13 protein-coding genes are annotated in these 13,443 nt (G+C 70.3%); 7 read left to right on the top strand and 6 right to left on the bottom strand.

The window, feature by feature from the left end; all coding sequences use genetic code 11:
- Positions 1 to 8 precede the first annotated feature (8 nt).
- Both groES and groL read left to right on the top strand, forming a co-directional pair.
- A complete protein-coding gene (groES, locus tag OG985_RS19600; protein ID WP_003998759.1) occupies positions 9 to 317 on the top strand; it encodes a co-chaperone GroES in 309 nt (102 codons plus the stop codon).
- Positions 318 to 430: 113 nt separating this feature from the next.
- On the top strand, positions 431 to 2,056 hold the full coding sequence (groL, locus tag OG985_RS19595) for a chaperonin GroEL (RefSeq protein WP_371669649.1): 1,626 nt from the start codon (positions 431 to 433) through the stop codon (positions 2,054 to 2,056).
- Positions 2,057 to 2,135: 79 nt separating this feature from the next.
- Here the strand turns inward: groL and OG985_RS19590 are convergent, their stop codons facing one another.
- From OG985_RS19590 to OG985_RS19580, 3 genes are all read right to left on the bottom strand, one after another.
- On the bottom strand, positions 2,136 to 2,843 hold the full coding sequence (locus tag OG985_RS19590) for an ester cyclase (protein ID WP_371669648.1): 708 nt from the start codon (positions 2,841 to 2,843) through the stop codon (positions 2,136 to 2,138).
- A 208-nt stretch (positions 2,844 to 3,051) separates the two neighbouring features.
- Positions 3,052 to 3,825 carry an SDR family NAD(P)-dependent oxidoreductase gene (locus OG985_RS19585; RefSeq protein WP_371669647.1) on the bottom strand — a complete coding sequence of 258 codons (774 nt, stop codon included), beginning with the start codon at positions 3,823 to 3,825 and terminating at the stop codon, positions 3,052 to 3,054.
- Between the two features lie 97 nt (positions 3,826 to 3,922).
- Positions 3,923 to 4,591 (bottom strand): MOSC domain-containing protein, encoded by a 669-nt coding sequence (locus tag OG985_RS19580; protein ID WP_371669646.1) that lies wholly within the window; start codon positions 4,589 to 4,591, stop codon positions 3,923 to 3,925.
- 80 nt (positions 4,592 to 4,671) lie between these two features.
- Between OG985_RS19580 and OG985_RS19575 the strand changes: the two genes are divergently transcribed.
- The gene (locus OG985_RS19575; RefSeq protein WP_371669645.1) at positions 4,672 to 5,634 is read left to right on the top strand and encodes a LysR family transcriptional regulator; all 963 of its coding nucleotides are present in this window, start codon (positions 4,672 to 4,674) and stop codon (positions 5,632 to 5,634) included.
- A 39-nt stretch (positions 5,635 to 5,673) separates the two neighbouring features.
- On the opposite strand, the gene OG985_RS19570 is transcribed toward OG985_RS19575, so the two are convergent.
- The gene (locus OG985_RS19570) at positions 5,674 to 6,003 is read right to left on the bottom strand and encodes a WhiB family transcriptional regulator (RefSeq protein ID WP_371669644.1); all 330 of its coding nucleotides are present in this window, start codon (positions 6,001 to 6,003) and stop codon (positions 5,674 to 5,676) included.
- Between the two features lie 381 nt (positions 6,004 to 6,384).
- On the opposite strand from OG985_RS19570, the gene OG985_RS19565 reads away from it, so the two are divergent.
- The 4 genes from OG985_RS19565 to OG985_RS19550 all read left to right on the top strand — a co-directional run bounded on the left by OG985_RS19565 (position 6,385) and on the right by OG985_RS19550 (position 11,086).
- Positions 6,385 to 6,996: a response regulator transcription factor gene (locus OG985_RS19565; protein ID WP_003948568.1), complete on the top strand. Its 612-nt coding sequence runs from the start codon at positions 6,385 to 6,387 to the stop codon at positions 6,994 to 6,996.
- A 427-nt stretch (positions 6,997 to 7,423) separates the two neighbouring features.
- Positions 7,424 to 8,014 carry a sigma-70 family RNA polymerase sigma factor gene (locus OG985_RS19560; RefSeq protein WP_371669643.1) on the top strand — a complete coding sequence of 197 codons (591 nt, stop codon included), beginning with the start codon at positions 7,424 to 7,426 and terminating at the stop codon, positions 8,012 to 8,014.
- A gap of 326 nt (positions 8,015 to 8,340) precedes the next feature.
- Entirely contained in the window at positions 8,341 to 9,846 is a 1,506-nt protein-coding gene (gene guaB / locus OG985_RS19555) for an IMP dehydrogenase (protein ID WP_371669642.1), read from the top strand.
- Between the two features lie 115 nt (positions 9,847 to 9,961).
- A complete protein-coding gene (locus OG985_RS19550) occupies positions 9,962 to 11,086 on the top strand; it encodes a GuaB3 family IMP dehydrogenase-related protein (RefSeq protein ID WP_371669641.1) in 1,125 nt (374 codons plus the stop codon).
- A 101-nt stretch (positions 11,087 to 11,187) separates the two neighbouring features.
- Here OG985_RS19550 and OG985_RS19545 read toward each other — a convergent pair whose 3' ends face one another.
- Entirely contained in the window at positions 11,188 to 11,745 is a 558-nt protein-coding gene (locus OG985_RS19545) for a hypothetical protein (RefSeq protein WP_371669640.1), read from the bottom strand.
- 333 nt (positions 11,746 to 12,078) lie between these two features.
- Positions 12,079 to 13,287, bottom strand: coding sequence for a nucleotide sugar dehydrogenase (locus OG985_RS19540; protein WP_371669639.1), 1,209 nt, complete (start codon positions 13,285 to 13,287; stop codon positions 12,079 to 12,081).
- Positions 13,288 to 13,443 lie beyond the last annotated feature (156 nt).

The raw sequence follows: 13,443 nt of genomic DNA, 5'->3' as shown, positions 1-13,443 counted from the left end.
GTCGGATCGTGACGACCACCAGCTCCAAGGTTGCCATCAAGCCGCTCGAGGACCGCATTGTGGTCCAGCCGCTCGACGCCGAGCAGACCACCGCCTCTGGCCTGGTCATCCCGGACACGGCCAAGGAGAAGCCCCAGGAGGGCGTCGTCCTGGCCGTCGGTCCGGGCCGCTTCGAGAACGGCGAGCGCCTGCCGCTCGACGTGAAGACCGGCGACATCGTGCTGTACAGCAAGTACGGCGGCACCGAAGTGAAGTACAACGGCGAGGAGTACCTCGTCCTCTCGGCTCGCGACGTCCTCGCGATCATCGAGAAGTAATCCGCTTCGAAGCACATTGCATTGAGCTGCGCCCCTGGCCCCCGCGATCACATGAGCCGGGCGTCGGGGGCGCAGTCAATTTCACCTAGATTCCCGAGAGGGCTCACGCTCCCATGGCGAAGATCCTGAAGTTCGACGAAGACGCCCGTCGCGCCCTCGAGCGCGGCGTCAACAAGCTTGCCGACACGGTGAAGGTGACGATCGGCCCCCGTGGCCGCAACGTCGTCATCGACAAGAAGTTCGGCGCCCCCACCATCACCAACGACGGCGTGACCATCGCCCGTGAGGTCGAGGTCGAGGACCCGTTCGAGAACCTCGGCGCCCAGCTGGTGAAGGAGGTGGCGACCAAGACCAACGACATCGCGGGTGACGGCACCACCACCGCCACCGTGCTGGCCCAGGCGCTCGTACGCGAGGGCCTGAAGAACGTCGCCGCCGGTGCCTCCCCGGCCGCCCTGAAGAAGGGCATCGACGCCGCGGTCAAGGCGGTCTCCGAGGAGCTCCTCGCCACCGCCCGTCCGATCGACGAGAAGTCCGACATCGCGGCCGTCGCCGGGCTGTCCGCCCAGGACAGCCAGGTCGGCGAGCTCATCGCCGAGGCGATGGACAAGGTCGGCAAGGACGGTGTCATCACCGTCGAGGAGTCCAACACCTTCGGTCTGGAGCTGGACTTCACCGAGGGCATGGCCTTCGACAAGGGCTACCTGTCGCCGTACTTCGTGACGGACCAGGAGCGTATGGAGGCCGTCCTCGACGACCCGTACATCCTGATCACGCAGGGCAAGATCTCGTCGATCCAGGACCTGCTGCCGCTGCTGGAGAAGGTCATCCAGACCAACTCCTCCAAGCCGCTGCTGATCATCGCCGAGGACGTCGAGGGTGAGGCCCTCTCCACCCTGGTCGTGAACAAGATCCGCGGCACCTTCAACGCGGTCGCGGTCAAGGCCCCCGGCTTCGGTGACCGCCGCAAGGCCATGCTCCAGGACATCGCGATCCTGACCGGCGCCACGGTCGTCGCCGAGGAGGTCGGCCTCAAGCTCGACCAGGTCGGCCTGGACGTGCTGGGCTCCGCCCGCCGCGTGACGATCACCAAGGACGACACCACGATCGTCGACGGTGCCGGCAAGACCGAGGAAGTCCACGGTCGCGTCAACCAGATCAAGGCCGAGATCGAGAACACGGACTCCGACTGGGACCGCGAGAAGCTCCAGGAGCGCCTCGCGAAGCTGGCCGGCGGCGTGTGCGTGATCAAGGTCGGCGCCGCCACCGAGGTGGAGCTGAAGGAGAAGAAGCACCGCCTGGAGGACGCCATCTCCGCGACCCGCGCCGCGGTCGAGGAGGGCATCGTCTCCGGTGGTGGCTCCGCGCTCGTCCACGCCGTGAAGGTCCTCGAGGGCAACCTCGGCAAGACCGGCGACGAGGCCACGGGTGTCGCGGTCGTCCGCCGCGCCGCCGTCGAGCCGCTGCGCTGGATCGCCGAGAACGCCGGCCTGGAGGGTTACGTCATCACCTCCAAGGTCGCCGAGCTCGACAAGGGCCAGGGCTTCAACGCCGCCACCGGCGAGTACGGCGACCTGGTCAAGGCCGGCGTCATCGACCCGGTCAAGGTCACCCGCTCCGCCCTGGAGAACGCCGCCTCCATCGCCTCCCTCCTCCTCACGACCGAGACCCTGGTCGTCGAGAAGAAGGAAGAAGAGGAGCCGGCCGCCGGCGGCCACGGCCACGGCCACTCCCACTGAGGCAGGCACCACCCGCACCCCGAGAGAAGCCCCCGCTCCGCGCCCGCGGAACGGGGGCTTCTCCGTTGCCGGGAACCGACTACTGCTCCAGCCCTTCGAGCGCCCCCAGCTGGGCCATCAGCCCCAGCCGGTCGTACTGCCACCACGCCTCGGTGATCTTCCCGTCCTCGCCGCACCGGAAGACGGTCGTGCCGGTCATCGTGGCCCGCTTCCCACTGGCCGGCAGCCCCATGAAGTCACCGGTCTGGGTCCCACTCCAGGACCAGCGGGTGCACACCCGGTCCCCGTCGGCGATCTGGTCCTCGACGTGGAAGGCGAAGTCGAAGCCGCCGCGCCACATCTCGATCTCGCGCCGCATCGCGTCCATGCCGATGGTGTCCTGCTCGTTGGCGGGATCGTGGTCGTGGTAGTCCTGCGCGATCAGCCCGTCCAGCGGCGGCAGTTCACCCTTGGTGCCGATGGTCTCGAAGAACCGGCGCGCGTTCTCCGCGTACAACTGCTCGTCCCGCACGACCTCCAGATCCGTGAAGGTGGGCATCTCGTCGCACAGGGCCACCATCTCCCGGAAGATCTTGTCGGTCTCCGGCAGGTTGGAGTTCCGCATCGCCTCCTCGTACGACGGGAACTCCACGATCTCGACGATGTGCGAGGAGTCGGACAGGTCCTTACCGATCACGCTGTGGGTCGCCGTCCGCTTCCCCTTGGTCTGCTCGACCCACGTGTCCATCAGCCGGTTCATGTCGTCGAACCGGCTGGTCCTGCAGTCGATGAGCTGTACGAATGTCATGGTGCCGCCTCCGGCCCCCCTGGGTCCGGTGGAACCCTCCCATTCTCCCACCGGAACGCCTCGGTGCCTCGCGCCCGACGGGCGACATGCCGCCGTGGTCGGGTCAGCCCACGGGGAGGCTGCGGCCGGTGGCCGGGGTCGGGTCAGCCACGGACCGCCGCCACGCGCGCCCTACCCGTCCGAGGGCCGGTCCCGACCGCGTCGCCCCCTACTGCGGCCCGTACTTCCGTCCCGTCCGGGAACTGATGCCCCCGAGCAACGCCCTCGGCGTGACCTTCACCAGGCCCATCAGCGCCTTGTACCGCGGGTCCGGGACCGACAGCGACTTCCCCCGGGCCAGGTCCGCGAGCGCCGCCGCGACCAGCTTGTCGGCGTCCAGCCACATCCAGCCGGGGATGTTGTCCGTGCCCATCCCGGCCCGCTCGTGGAACTCCGTACGCACGAAGCCGGGGCACAGCGCCATCAGCCGCACCCCGGTGCCGACCAGGTCCCGCGCCGCGCCCTGCGTGAACTGCACGACCCAGGCCTTGGACGCGCCGTACGTCCCGCGCGGCACGAAGGCGGCCACGGACGCGACGTTGACGACCCCGCCCCGGCCCCGCTCCCGCATCGCCTCCGTCGCCGCCGACGTCAGCCGAAGCACCGCCTCGCAGTGCACCTTGAGCATCTTGAGCTCGTCGGCCATGGACACGTCGAGGTAGCGGCCCTTGTTGCCGAAGCCGGCGTTGTTGACCAGCAGGTCCACCGGGTTTCGGCGGTCGGCGAGGCGGGCTGCCACCGTCTCGATGCCGTCGTCCGTCGCGAGGTCGGCGGTCAGCACCTCCGCCTCGATGCCGTGCCGGTCGTGCAGCTCGGTCGCCTGCTCCCCGAGCCGCTTGGTGTCCCGTGCCACCAGGACGAGGTTGTGCCCGTCAGCCGCGAGCCGTCGCGCGAACGCGGCACCGATGCCCGCGGTCGATCCCGTGATCAATGCTGTTGTCATGGCGCAAGGTTAGTGACCCGGACCGATCACGTCCGGTCACTGCACAGGGCCTCCCCATCAGTGCGGACCCGGCCGGAAGATGTCCCGTGCGACCCGGTCAGGACCCGTACCTCTCCACGTACGCCCGCGCCGCCGCCAGCGATTCGGGATGCAGCGCCGCACCCGCCACGAGCAGCCGCGGCAGCAGTTCCCGCTCGGTGGTGACCGCCCGGAACTGGAGCGCCACCGTCACGTCGTGGTCCGGCCGGTGCACGATCTCCACGGGGTCCCCGGCACCTATCTCGCCTGGCTGTATCACCCGCAGGTACGCGCCCGGCGCACCCTTCCGCGTGAACCGCTTCACCCACCTCGGCTCATCCAGATGGCCCTGGAAGGTACGGCAGGGAATCCGCCCGCAGGTGACCTCGAGGACCACTCCGGAGCCGATCCGCCAGCGCTCGCCGATCAGCGCGCCGGACACGTCCAGGCCCGCGGTCGTCAGGTTCTCGCCGAACGAGCCGCTCGCCAGCGGCCGCCCCAACTCGCGTTCCCAGTCGTCCAGGTCCTCGCGCGCCACGGCGTACACGGCCTGGTCGTCGCCGCCGTGGTGGCGCGTGTCGCTCACCGTGTCGCCAGCCAGACCGCTCCTCCCGATCCCCTTGGGACCGGGGGCCGCCACCCGTACCGGCCCGTCGGCGGGCCGCTTGTCGATGGCGGTCAGCCCCTCCGGCTGGTCCGTGTACGGCACGGCCCGCGCCCGGCCCAGGTTCACAGACAGAAGCTTCATGGCCGCACGGTAGGCGACGGTGAGTCAAAGTGTCGACGGGATATTCGGCGTCGTACCAAAGGCTCGCTTATCATGGAAGGGTGATCGAAGCCCGTCATCTGCGTGTGCTGCGCGCCGTCGCCACCACCGGCTCCTTCTCGGCGGCGGGACGCGAGCTGGGCTGCACCCAGCCCGCCGTCAGCCAGCAGATGAAGGCCCTGGAAGCCTCGGTGGGCACCCCCCTGCTGATCCGCACCGGACGCGAGATGCGGTTGACGCAGGCCGGTCAGGCGCTGGTCAGGCACGCCGCCGGAATCCTCTCCGGGCTGACCGCCGCGGAGGAGGAGGTCGCCGCCATCGCGGGGCTGCGCGCCGGGCGGGTGCGGCTCGTCTCCTTTCCCAGCGGCAGTTCCACCCTCGTACCGACCGCCCTCGCCGCCCTGCGCGCCGCGCATCCCGGCACCCGGGTCTCGCTGGAGGAGGCCGAGCCGCCGGCCTCCGTCGACCTGCTCCGCGCGGGCGACTGCGACGTGGCACTCGCCTTCCGCTACGAGCGGGCGGCGGCCACGGAGGAGTGGGACGACCTCGTCGTACGACCGCTGCTGACCGACCGGCTCGTCGCGCTCGTGCCCGAGCGGCACCGGCTCGCGCGCGCGGAGTCCGTCGCCATCGGCGAACTCGCCGGGGAACCGTGGATCGCGGGCTGCCCGCGCTGCCGTGGGCAGTTGGTCGAGGTGTGCGAGGGGGCCGGCTTCACGCCCCGCATCGACTTCGCGACCGACGACTATCCGGCGGTCGTCGGCCTGGTGAGCGCCGGTCTCGGCGTCGCCGTCCTGCCCCAGCTCGCCGTCGAGTCCGTACGACCGCGGGGCGCGCGCACGGTGACACTGGAGCCGGCGGTGCGGCGGGAGATCGTCGCCCTCACGCTGCCCGATCTGGCGCAGGTGCCGGCGGTGGCGGCGACGCTGGAGCAGCTGGCGCGGGCGTCGGCGCGACAGGACACGGGCCGTGGTCCGCGACAGGACTCGGGCCAGGTCCAGGGCCAGGTCCCGGGCCAAAAATAAGGGCACGCGTATGCGTGCCCGGCCAGCAGAAACGTTCCTTCAGTTGTTCGAAGCGGCATCGCCGCCGCCGGCGGACGCCGCGACCAGCCGGTTTCGTGCCCTGCCCATGAGCTCTTCGCGCTCGTCCTCGGTCAGGCCGCCCCACACGCCGTACGGCTCGCGCACCGCCAGGGCGTGAGCCGCGCACTGCGCCCGTACCGGGCACCTCATGCAGACCTCCTTGGCCGAGTTCTCGCGAGCACTCCGAGCCGCACCGCGCTCGCCCTCCGGATGGAAGAAGAGCGAGCTGTCCACCCCGCGGCAGGCAGCCAGGAGCTGCCAGTCCCACAGGTCCGCGTTCGGTCCTGGAAGGCGGGAGAAATCTGCCATTGCGTGACCCCTTGTAGCCGTTCTGGGCGGATACGGTGTCCACGACCGTACATCTACGATCTAAGGAGATGAAAATATGACTCATTGCGAATCTAGCCTTAGACACCAAAAAATGGGAAGAAAAACGGCTAAATGGGGCATGTCTTGTGATGAAAGATGGGGAGTCCGCCGCGCATGTCTGCACCGTGTCCGCGCCCTCACGTAGAGTGCCGAAGATGACACTCAGCCCCGTAACTCTTTCGAGTGACCATCGTTGAGAGTGCGGAGGCGGTTGAAGCAACAAGTGCTCGGGCAGGCGTCCGAGACGGTCGACCGCACAGGTGAAGATTTCGTACCAGCCTGGAGGCTCAAGGTGACGTGCATCAGCTGCGGAGGGCGGCCATGACATCCGTCCTCGTCTGCGACGACTCCCCGCTTGCCCGAGAGGCGCTCCGCCGCGCGGTCGCGACCGTGCCCGGCGTCGAGCGTGTGACGACGGCGGCCAACGGCGAGGAGGTCCTCCGCCGTTGGGGCGCCGACCGCTCGGACCTCATTCTGATGGACGTACGCATGCCCGGGCTGGGCGGCGTCGAGACCGTCCGACGGCTGCTGTCCGCGGACCCCGGCGCCCGCATCATCATGCTGACGGTCGCCGAGGACCTCGACGGTGTCGCGCTCGCCGTGGCCGCCGGCGCGCGCGGGTACCTGCACAAGGACGCCTCCCGCGCGGAGTTGCGGGCCACCGTCACGCAGGCCCTGGCCGACCCGACCTGGCGGCTCGCCCCGCGCCGGCTGCGCTCGGCGGAGATGGGCGCCGCGCCCACGCTCACCGCGCGTGAGATCCAGGTCCTCGAGGGCATGAGCCACGGCCGCTCCAACGCGGAGATCGGCCGTGAGCTGTTCCTCTCCGAGGACACCGTCAAGACGCACGCCCGGCGGCTCTTCAAGAAGCTCGGCGCCTCGGACCGGGCCCACGCCGTGGCGCTCGGGTTCCGGTGGGGTCTGGTCCGCTAGACCTGCCGTCACCTCCCGTCCGCCTCGCGCGGGAACGGGGCGACAGGACGTGGGCCCTGCCGTCACCTTCCCGTCCGCCTCGCGACGTGTCCGGCCCTTGGCGTCGGATCGGCGGTCGGCGTCCACCCGGCGGGAATCGGCAGACAGAACCTGGGGCGTTCGCTGTGCCCCGGTGAGGGTTCGGAACGTCGACGAATCCCCGCCTACCGCAAGGTGGGCGGGGGTGGCAAACGGGCCCACCGGCTGCCCGCTGCTCGTTTCGCCGCGGATGCCGCATCCTTGAGGTGTGGAGTTCCTCGGGAACGAGTCGGTCGAGCGGAAGGGGAGGGCGCAGGGAATGAGTGCCGGCGCACCTGCTCATAACGCTTCAGTGCACAACGACGGGCGCGGTGCCACGGAGCACACGCCGCCAAGGCACCATGGACCGATGCGCGACGATGAGGCGGCGGCCCCTGCCCAAGGGGCGATCGGTTCGCTCGTCCATCGTGCCGTCGACGGGGACGAGCAGGCGACGCACGACCTGCTCGCCCATGTACACCCCCTCGCGCTGCGCTACTGCCGCACCCGTCTGTCCCGGCTCCCGGGCGACGCGCGGCACTTCGTGGAGGACCTGGCCCAGGAGGTCTGCGTCGCGGTCCTCCTCGCCCTGCCGCGCTACAAGGACACCGGGCGCCCCTTCGAGGCGTTCGTCTTCGCCATCGCCGCGCACAAGGTCGCCGACCTCCAGCGGGCGGCGATGCGTCACCCGGGCTCGACGGCGGTTCCCTCGGACGAGATGCCCGAGCGCCCCGACGACTCGCTGGGCCCCGAGGAGCGGGCCCTGCTGAGCAGCGACGCCGAATGGGCCAAGAAACTGCTGGCCAACCTCCCCGAGAACCAGCGCGAGCTGCTTCTGCTCCGCATCGCGGTGGGCCTCACGGCCGAGGAGACCGGCCAGATGTTGGGAATGTCACCGGGCGCGGTCCGGGTGGCGCAGCACCGGGCGCTGAGCCGGCTGCGGGCCCTGGCCGAGCAGTAGGCAGGGTCCGCCCGCCCGAGCGGTGGACGGGGTTCGCCGAAGGCGAGTGAACGGGTTCCTCCGTCACAGCGGCTTTCCCTTGGTGACAGCGGATTCGCCTCCGTGACAGCGGCGGACAACCGAAAAGCGAGAACCTTCGGCGCGGTGCCGAGCGGCCTGTTCCCGGCTCGCGGTGCGCAAGGGAGCCCGCCGCACGTGAACGCGCCCGCCCTCACCGCCGTACGAACATACGAGACCCACCGGTACCCGAAACTGTGGAATTCGGGAGCCGCGCTTCCCGTTAGCATGGACATCCGCACCGATCAAGGCCATTTGGGGAAGGTGTCATGACTGCGAACGTCGACGGAGTGCCCGGAAAATTCGCGACACTCGGGCTGACCTACGACGACGTGCTGCTGCTGCCGGGCGCATCCGAGGTGCTCCCCAACGCGGTCGACACCTCGTCCCGCATCTCGCGCAACGTCCGGGTGAACATCCCGCTGCTCTCCGCGGCGATGGACAAGGTCACCGAGTCCCGCATGGCGATCGCGATGGCCCGGCAGGGCGGCGTCGGCGTGCTGCACCGCAACCTCTCCATCGAGGACCAGGTCAACCAGGTCGACCTCGTGAAGCGCTCCGAGTCCGGCATGGTCACCGACCCGATCACGGTGCACCCCGACGCCACGCTCGGCGAGGCCGACGCGCTGTGCGCCAAGTTCCGCATCAGCGGCGTCCCGGTCACCGACGGCAACAAGAAGCTGCTCGGCATCGTCACCAACCGGGACATGGCCTTCGAGAGCGACCGCTCCCGCCAGGTGCGGGAGGTCATGACCCCGATGCCGCTGGTCACCGGCCACGTCGGCATCTCCGGCGCCGACGCCATGGAACTGCTGCGCCGCCACAAGATCGAGAAGCTTCCCCTGGTCGACGACGCGGGCGTCCTCAAGGGCCTCATCACCGTCAAGGACTTCGTCAAGGCCGAGCAGTACCCCAACGCCGCCAAGGACTCCGAGGGCCGGCTGCTCGTCGGTGCCGCCGTGGGCGCCAGCCCCGAGGCGCTCGAGCGCGCCCAGGCCCTCGCCGAGGCCGGTGTGGACTTCCTGGTCGTCGACACCTCGCACGGACACAACAGCAACGCCCTCAACTGGATGGCGAAGATCAAGTCGAGCGTCCACGTCGACGTGATCGGCGGCAACGTCGCCACCCGCGACGGCGCCCAGGCGCTGGTCGACGCCGGCGTCGACGGCATCAAGGTCGGCGTCGGCCCCGGTTCGATCTGTACGACCCGCGTCGTCGCCGGCATCGGCGTCCCGCAGGTCACCGCCATCTACGAGGCGTCCCTCGCGGCCCGTGCCGCCGGCGTCCCGCTGATCGGCGACGGCGGTCTCCAGTACTCCGGCGACATCGGCAAGGCGCTGGCCGCCGGCGCCGACACCGTGATGCTGGGCAGCCTTCTCGCGGGCTGTGAGGAGTCTCCGGGCGAGCTGCAGTTCATCAACGGCAAGCAGTTCAAGTCGTACCGCGGCATGGGCTCGCTCGGCGCGATGCAGTCCCGCGGCCAGGGCCGGTCGTACTCCAAGGACCGCTACTTCCAGGCCGAGGTCGCCTCCGACGACAAGCTTGTCCCCGAGGGCATCGAGGGCCAGGTGCCCTACCGCGGCCCGCTGGCCAACGTGCTGCACCAGCTCGTCGGCGGCCTGCGCCAGACCATGGGCTATGTGGGCGCCGCCTCCATCGAGGAGATGGAGACCAAGGGCCGCTTCGTCCGGATCACCTCCGCGGGCCTCAAGGAGAGCCACCCGCACGACATCCAGATGACGGTCGAAGCACCCAACTACAGCCGCAACAAGTGACCCCCACGCGCGCGTGAGGCATGCCGAGGGCGGCTCCGGGGTCACCGGGGCCGCCCTTGTCGTACCCGTCGGCGATACTGGGAGACGCTGAAACGCAGAGGGAAAGGCCACACACGTGACTGAGATCGAGATCGGGCGCGGCAAGCGCGGCCGCCGGGCGTACGCCTTCGACGACATCGCCGTCGTCCCCAGCCGCCGTACGCGGGACCCGAAGGAGGTCTCGATCGCCTGGCAGATCGACGCCTACCGCTTCGAGCTGCCCTTCCTGGCCGCCCCCATGGACTCGGTCGTCTCGCCCGCCACCGCGATCCGTATCGGTGAGCTCGGTGGCCTCGGCGTACTGAACCTCGAAGGCCTGTGGACGCGGTACGAGGACCCGCAGCCGCTGCTCGACGAGATCGCCGGGCTGGACGTGGACACCGCGACCCGCCGTCTCCAGGAGATCTACTCCGCCCCCATCAAGGAGGAGCTGATCGGCGCGCGCATCAAGGAGGTGCGCGACTCGGGCGTGGTCACCGCGGCCGCGCTCTCCCCGCAGCGCACGGCGCAGTTCTCCAAGGCCGTCGTGGACGCGGGCGTGGACATCTTCGTCATCCGCGGTACGACCGTGTCGGCGGAGCACGTCTCCGGTTCGCACGAGCCGCTGAACCTGAAGCAGTTCATCTACGAGCTCGACGTCCCGGTGATCGTCGGCGGCTGCGCCACGTACACCGCGGCCCTGCACCTGATGCGCACGGGCGCGGCGGGCGTCCTGGTCGGCTTCGGCGGCGGCGCCGCGCACACCACGCGCAACGTGCTGGGCATCCAGGTCCCGATGGCCACCGCGGTGGCCGATGTGGCCGCGGCCCGCCGCGACTACATGGACGAGTCCGGCGGCCGGTACGTGCACGTGATCGCGGACGGCGGTGTCGGCTGGTCCGGCGACCTGCCCAAGGCGATCGCCTGCGGCGCCGACTCCGTGATGATGGGCTCCCCGCTCGCGCGCGCCACCGACGCGCCCGGCAGGGGCCACCACTGGGGCATGGAGGCGGTCAACGAGGAGCTGCCGCGCGGCAAGAAGGTCGACCTGGGCACGGTCGGCACCATCGAGGAGGTCCTCACCGGCCCGTCCCACATCCCGGACGGCTCCATGAACTTCTTCGGCGCCCTGCGCCGCGCCATGGCCACCACCGGCTACAGCGAGCTCAAGGAGTTCCAGCGCGTCGAGGTGACGGTGGCGGACTCGCAGCACAAGCGATAGGCCGTACGACGTCGAAGGGGCCCGCCACCGTGAGGTGGACGGGCCCCTTCGCGCGGTCGCGCGCTGCGCGTGGCCTGCGTGTGCACGCGACACCCGCGTGATTACAGCGCGGCCTTCTTCGCGCCGGAGAACGCGGCGAACGCGCCGATGGCGAGGAACAGGTAGGTCATCGCGTCGGCCGTCTCGCTCCAGCCCTCGGTCAGCAAGTCGAAGTGCTCGGTGAACAGCGAGGTCGCGGAGACGCCGAGCTCGTCGGCGCCGATCATCGCGATGCCGATGAGCTGGCCGAGGTAGACGGCGCCCAGCGACAGCAGGGCGCTGACCACGGGCAGCACCGGGTTGGTGCCGCCGATCTTGCCCGCCGCGAAGCCGATGAGGAAGCCGACGCCGACAGCCGCGTAGCCGATCTCGTACTCGGTGGCGCCGACGATGCCGCCGTAGATGCCCGCGGTGACCAGGGCCACGACGACGGCGACGACCAGGCCCAGGGCGAGGTTGGTACGGGCCGGAGCGGCCGCGGGCACGAACGGGGCCGGAGGCGGCAGGGCGGCGCCCGGCTGCTGGGCGTAGGGGTTGCCGTCGGTGGGCTGCGGGGCGCCGGCGGCGGGCTGCTGGGCGAACGGGTTGCCGTCGGACGGCGGCGGAGCTGACTGGGTCATGACAGGATCCCCCCACGGGACTGAAGTGACGAATGGTGTGGTGTGTGCGCACGAGTGTGCGACAAGACGCCGAAGACTAGCAGGCGCGGCCACCCTCTTCACCAGGGATTACGCGGGGAATTCCGGGCCCGGCCCGGCAGGAGTGCGCGGGGGGAACGCGGGAGGGCGCGGGGCGAATCCATCTGCGCGGAGCCCTCCGGGAGGTCATCGGAAACTGGTGCGGTATCCGTGGACAACTCCCGTCAAGGGCCGGTCGACCGGGGACGACCCTGGTCAGAGCCGGTCGCCCCGTAGGGACACCCGGTCGAACCGGTCACTCCGTAGAGAACCCGGTCAGAGCCGGTGGGCGGCTCCTGTCGGGGTGGCGCCACGGGTGTCCAGCAGGAGCTGGGCCTTCACCGACAGGCCCTGGAGGTCGTAGGTGCGGTGCGGCTGGAGCAGGATCGTCAGGTCCGCGTCGGCGGCGGCGTCGTAGAGGGAGTCGACGCGCGGGACCGGGCGGTCCAGGACGCTCCAGGACGGAACGTGCGGGTCGTGGTAGCTGACGGAGGCGCCCAGCTCGATCAGCCGGGTCGCGATCTCCTGGGCGGGGGTGCTCTGCTGGTCGGCGAGGTCGGGCTTGTAGGTGACGCCGAGGAGCAGCACGCGGGCGCCGCGGGCGGACTTTCCGTGCTCGTTCAACAGGGTCGCGGCGCGCTGGATGACGTACCGGGGCATCTGGTCGTTGACCTGCTGGGCCAGTTCGACCATGCGCAGGGTGCGCCCCCCGTGGCCGGTCAGGTCCTGGGGGACGGCGTGGCCGCCGACGCCGGGGCCCGGACGGAACGCCTCGAAACCGAACGGCTTGGTCTCCGCGCAGCGGATGACGTCCCAGAGGTCCACGCCCAGGTCGTGGCAGAGCACGGCCATCTCGTTGACGAGGGCGATGTTGACGTGCCGGTAGTTGGTCTCCAGGAGTTGCACGGTCTCCGCTTCGCGGGGTCCACGCGCGCGTACCACCTTGTCGGTGAGGCGGCCGTAGAAGGCGGCCGCCGACTCGGTGCAGGCGGGGGTGAGGCCACCGATGACCTGCGGGGTGTTGGCGTGGCTGAAGTCGCGGTTGCCGGGATCGACGCGGCTGGGCGAGCAGGCGAGGTGGAAGTCGCGGCCGGCCCGCAGGCCCGAACCCCTTTCCAGGAGGGGGCGCAGGATTTCCTCCGTGGTCCCCGGGTACACAGGTGACTCGAGGATCACCGTGGTGTGCGGGCGCAGGTGTGCGGCCAGGGTGCGGGCGGCCGTCCGCACCTGGCTCAGGTCGAGCCCGCCGTCCGCGCCCCGCGACGTCGGGGCGCAGATGACCGCCGTGCGCACCCGGCCGAGCTCTGCCGGGTTGGTGGTCTGCCGGAAACCCCCCGAGAGCATCCGGCGCAGTTCTGCGGGGCTGAGGCCGCCGGCCTCGGGGCCGGTCTTGTACCCGAGGGTCGAGACGCCGGCGGCGACGGCGGCTTGGGCCAGGGGCAGGCCGTACGGGCCGAGTCCGATGACGGCGAGATCTGCGGGCATGGCGTGGGCCGTCCTTCCCAGTAACCGAAGCGGGACAGGTGCGCAAGCCCAGTGGACAGGATGGGCGAGCGCAATGTCAGACTAGGAGTAAATATGACCGTTATGTGGGATTGGTCGGCTGTGTCGTCCCGCGGGTCGGTGGCGGTTGTCCACAGG

It is taken from the genome of Streptomyces sp. NBC_00289, assembly GCF_041435115.1.
Lineage (GTDB): Bacteria > Actinomycetota > Actinomycetes > Streptomycetales > Streptomycetaceae > Streptomyces.
This window is presented reverse-complemented; position numbering and strand designations above follow the sequence as displayed.

What these genes read in the sequence shown, in the direction of transcription:
- OG985_RS19560 (WP_371669643.1), top strand. Translation starts at nt 7,424, where the DNA reads ATGCGCGACGATGAGGCGGCGGCCCCTGCCCAAGGGGCGATCGGTTCG.
- OG985_RS19590 (WP_371669648.1), bottom strand. Translation starts at nt 2,843, where the DNA reads ATGACATTCGTACAGCTCATCGACTGCAGGACCAGCCGGTTCGACGAC.
- guaB (WP_371669642.1), top strand. Translation starts at nt 8,341, where the DNA reads ATGACTGCGAACGTCGACGGAGTGCCCGGAAAATTCGCGACACTCGGG.
- groL (WP_371669649.1), top strand. Translation starts at nt 431, where the DNA reads ATGGCGAAGATCCTGAAGTTCGACGAAGACGCCCGTCGCGCCCTCGAG.
- OG985_RS19570 (WP_371669644.1), bottom strand. Translation starts at nt 6,003, where the DNA reads ATGGCAGATTTCTCCCGCCTTCCAGGACCGAACGCGGACCTGTGGGAC.
- OG985_RS19545 (WP_371669640.1), bottom strand. Translation starts at nt 11,745, where the DNA reads ATGACCCAGTCAGCTCCGCCGCCGTCCGACGGCAACCCGTTCGCCCAG.
- OG985_RS19580 (WP_371669646.1), bottom strand. Translation starts at nt 4,591, where the DNA reads ATGAAGCTTCTGTCTGTGAACCTGGGCCGGGCGCGGGCCGTGCCGTAC.
- OG985_RS19540 (WP_371669639.1), bottom strand. Translation starts at nt 13,287, where the DNA reads ATGCCCGCAGATCTCGCCGTCATCGGACTCGGCCCGTACGGCCTGCCC.
- OG985_RS19585 (WP_371669647.1), bottom strand. Translation starts at nt 3,825, where the DNA reads ATGACAACAGCATTGATCACGGGATCGACCGCGGGCATCGGTGCCGCG.
- OG985_RS19565 (WP_003948568.1), top strand. Translation starts at nt 6,385, where the DNA reads ATGACATCCGTCCTCGTCTGCGACGACTCCCCGCTTGCCCGAGAGGCG.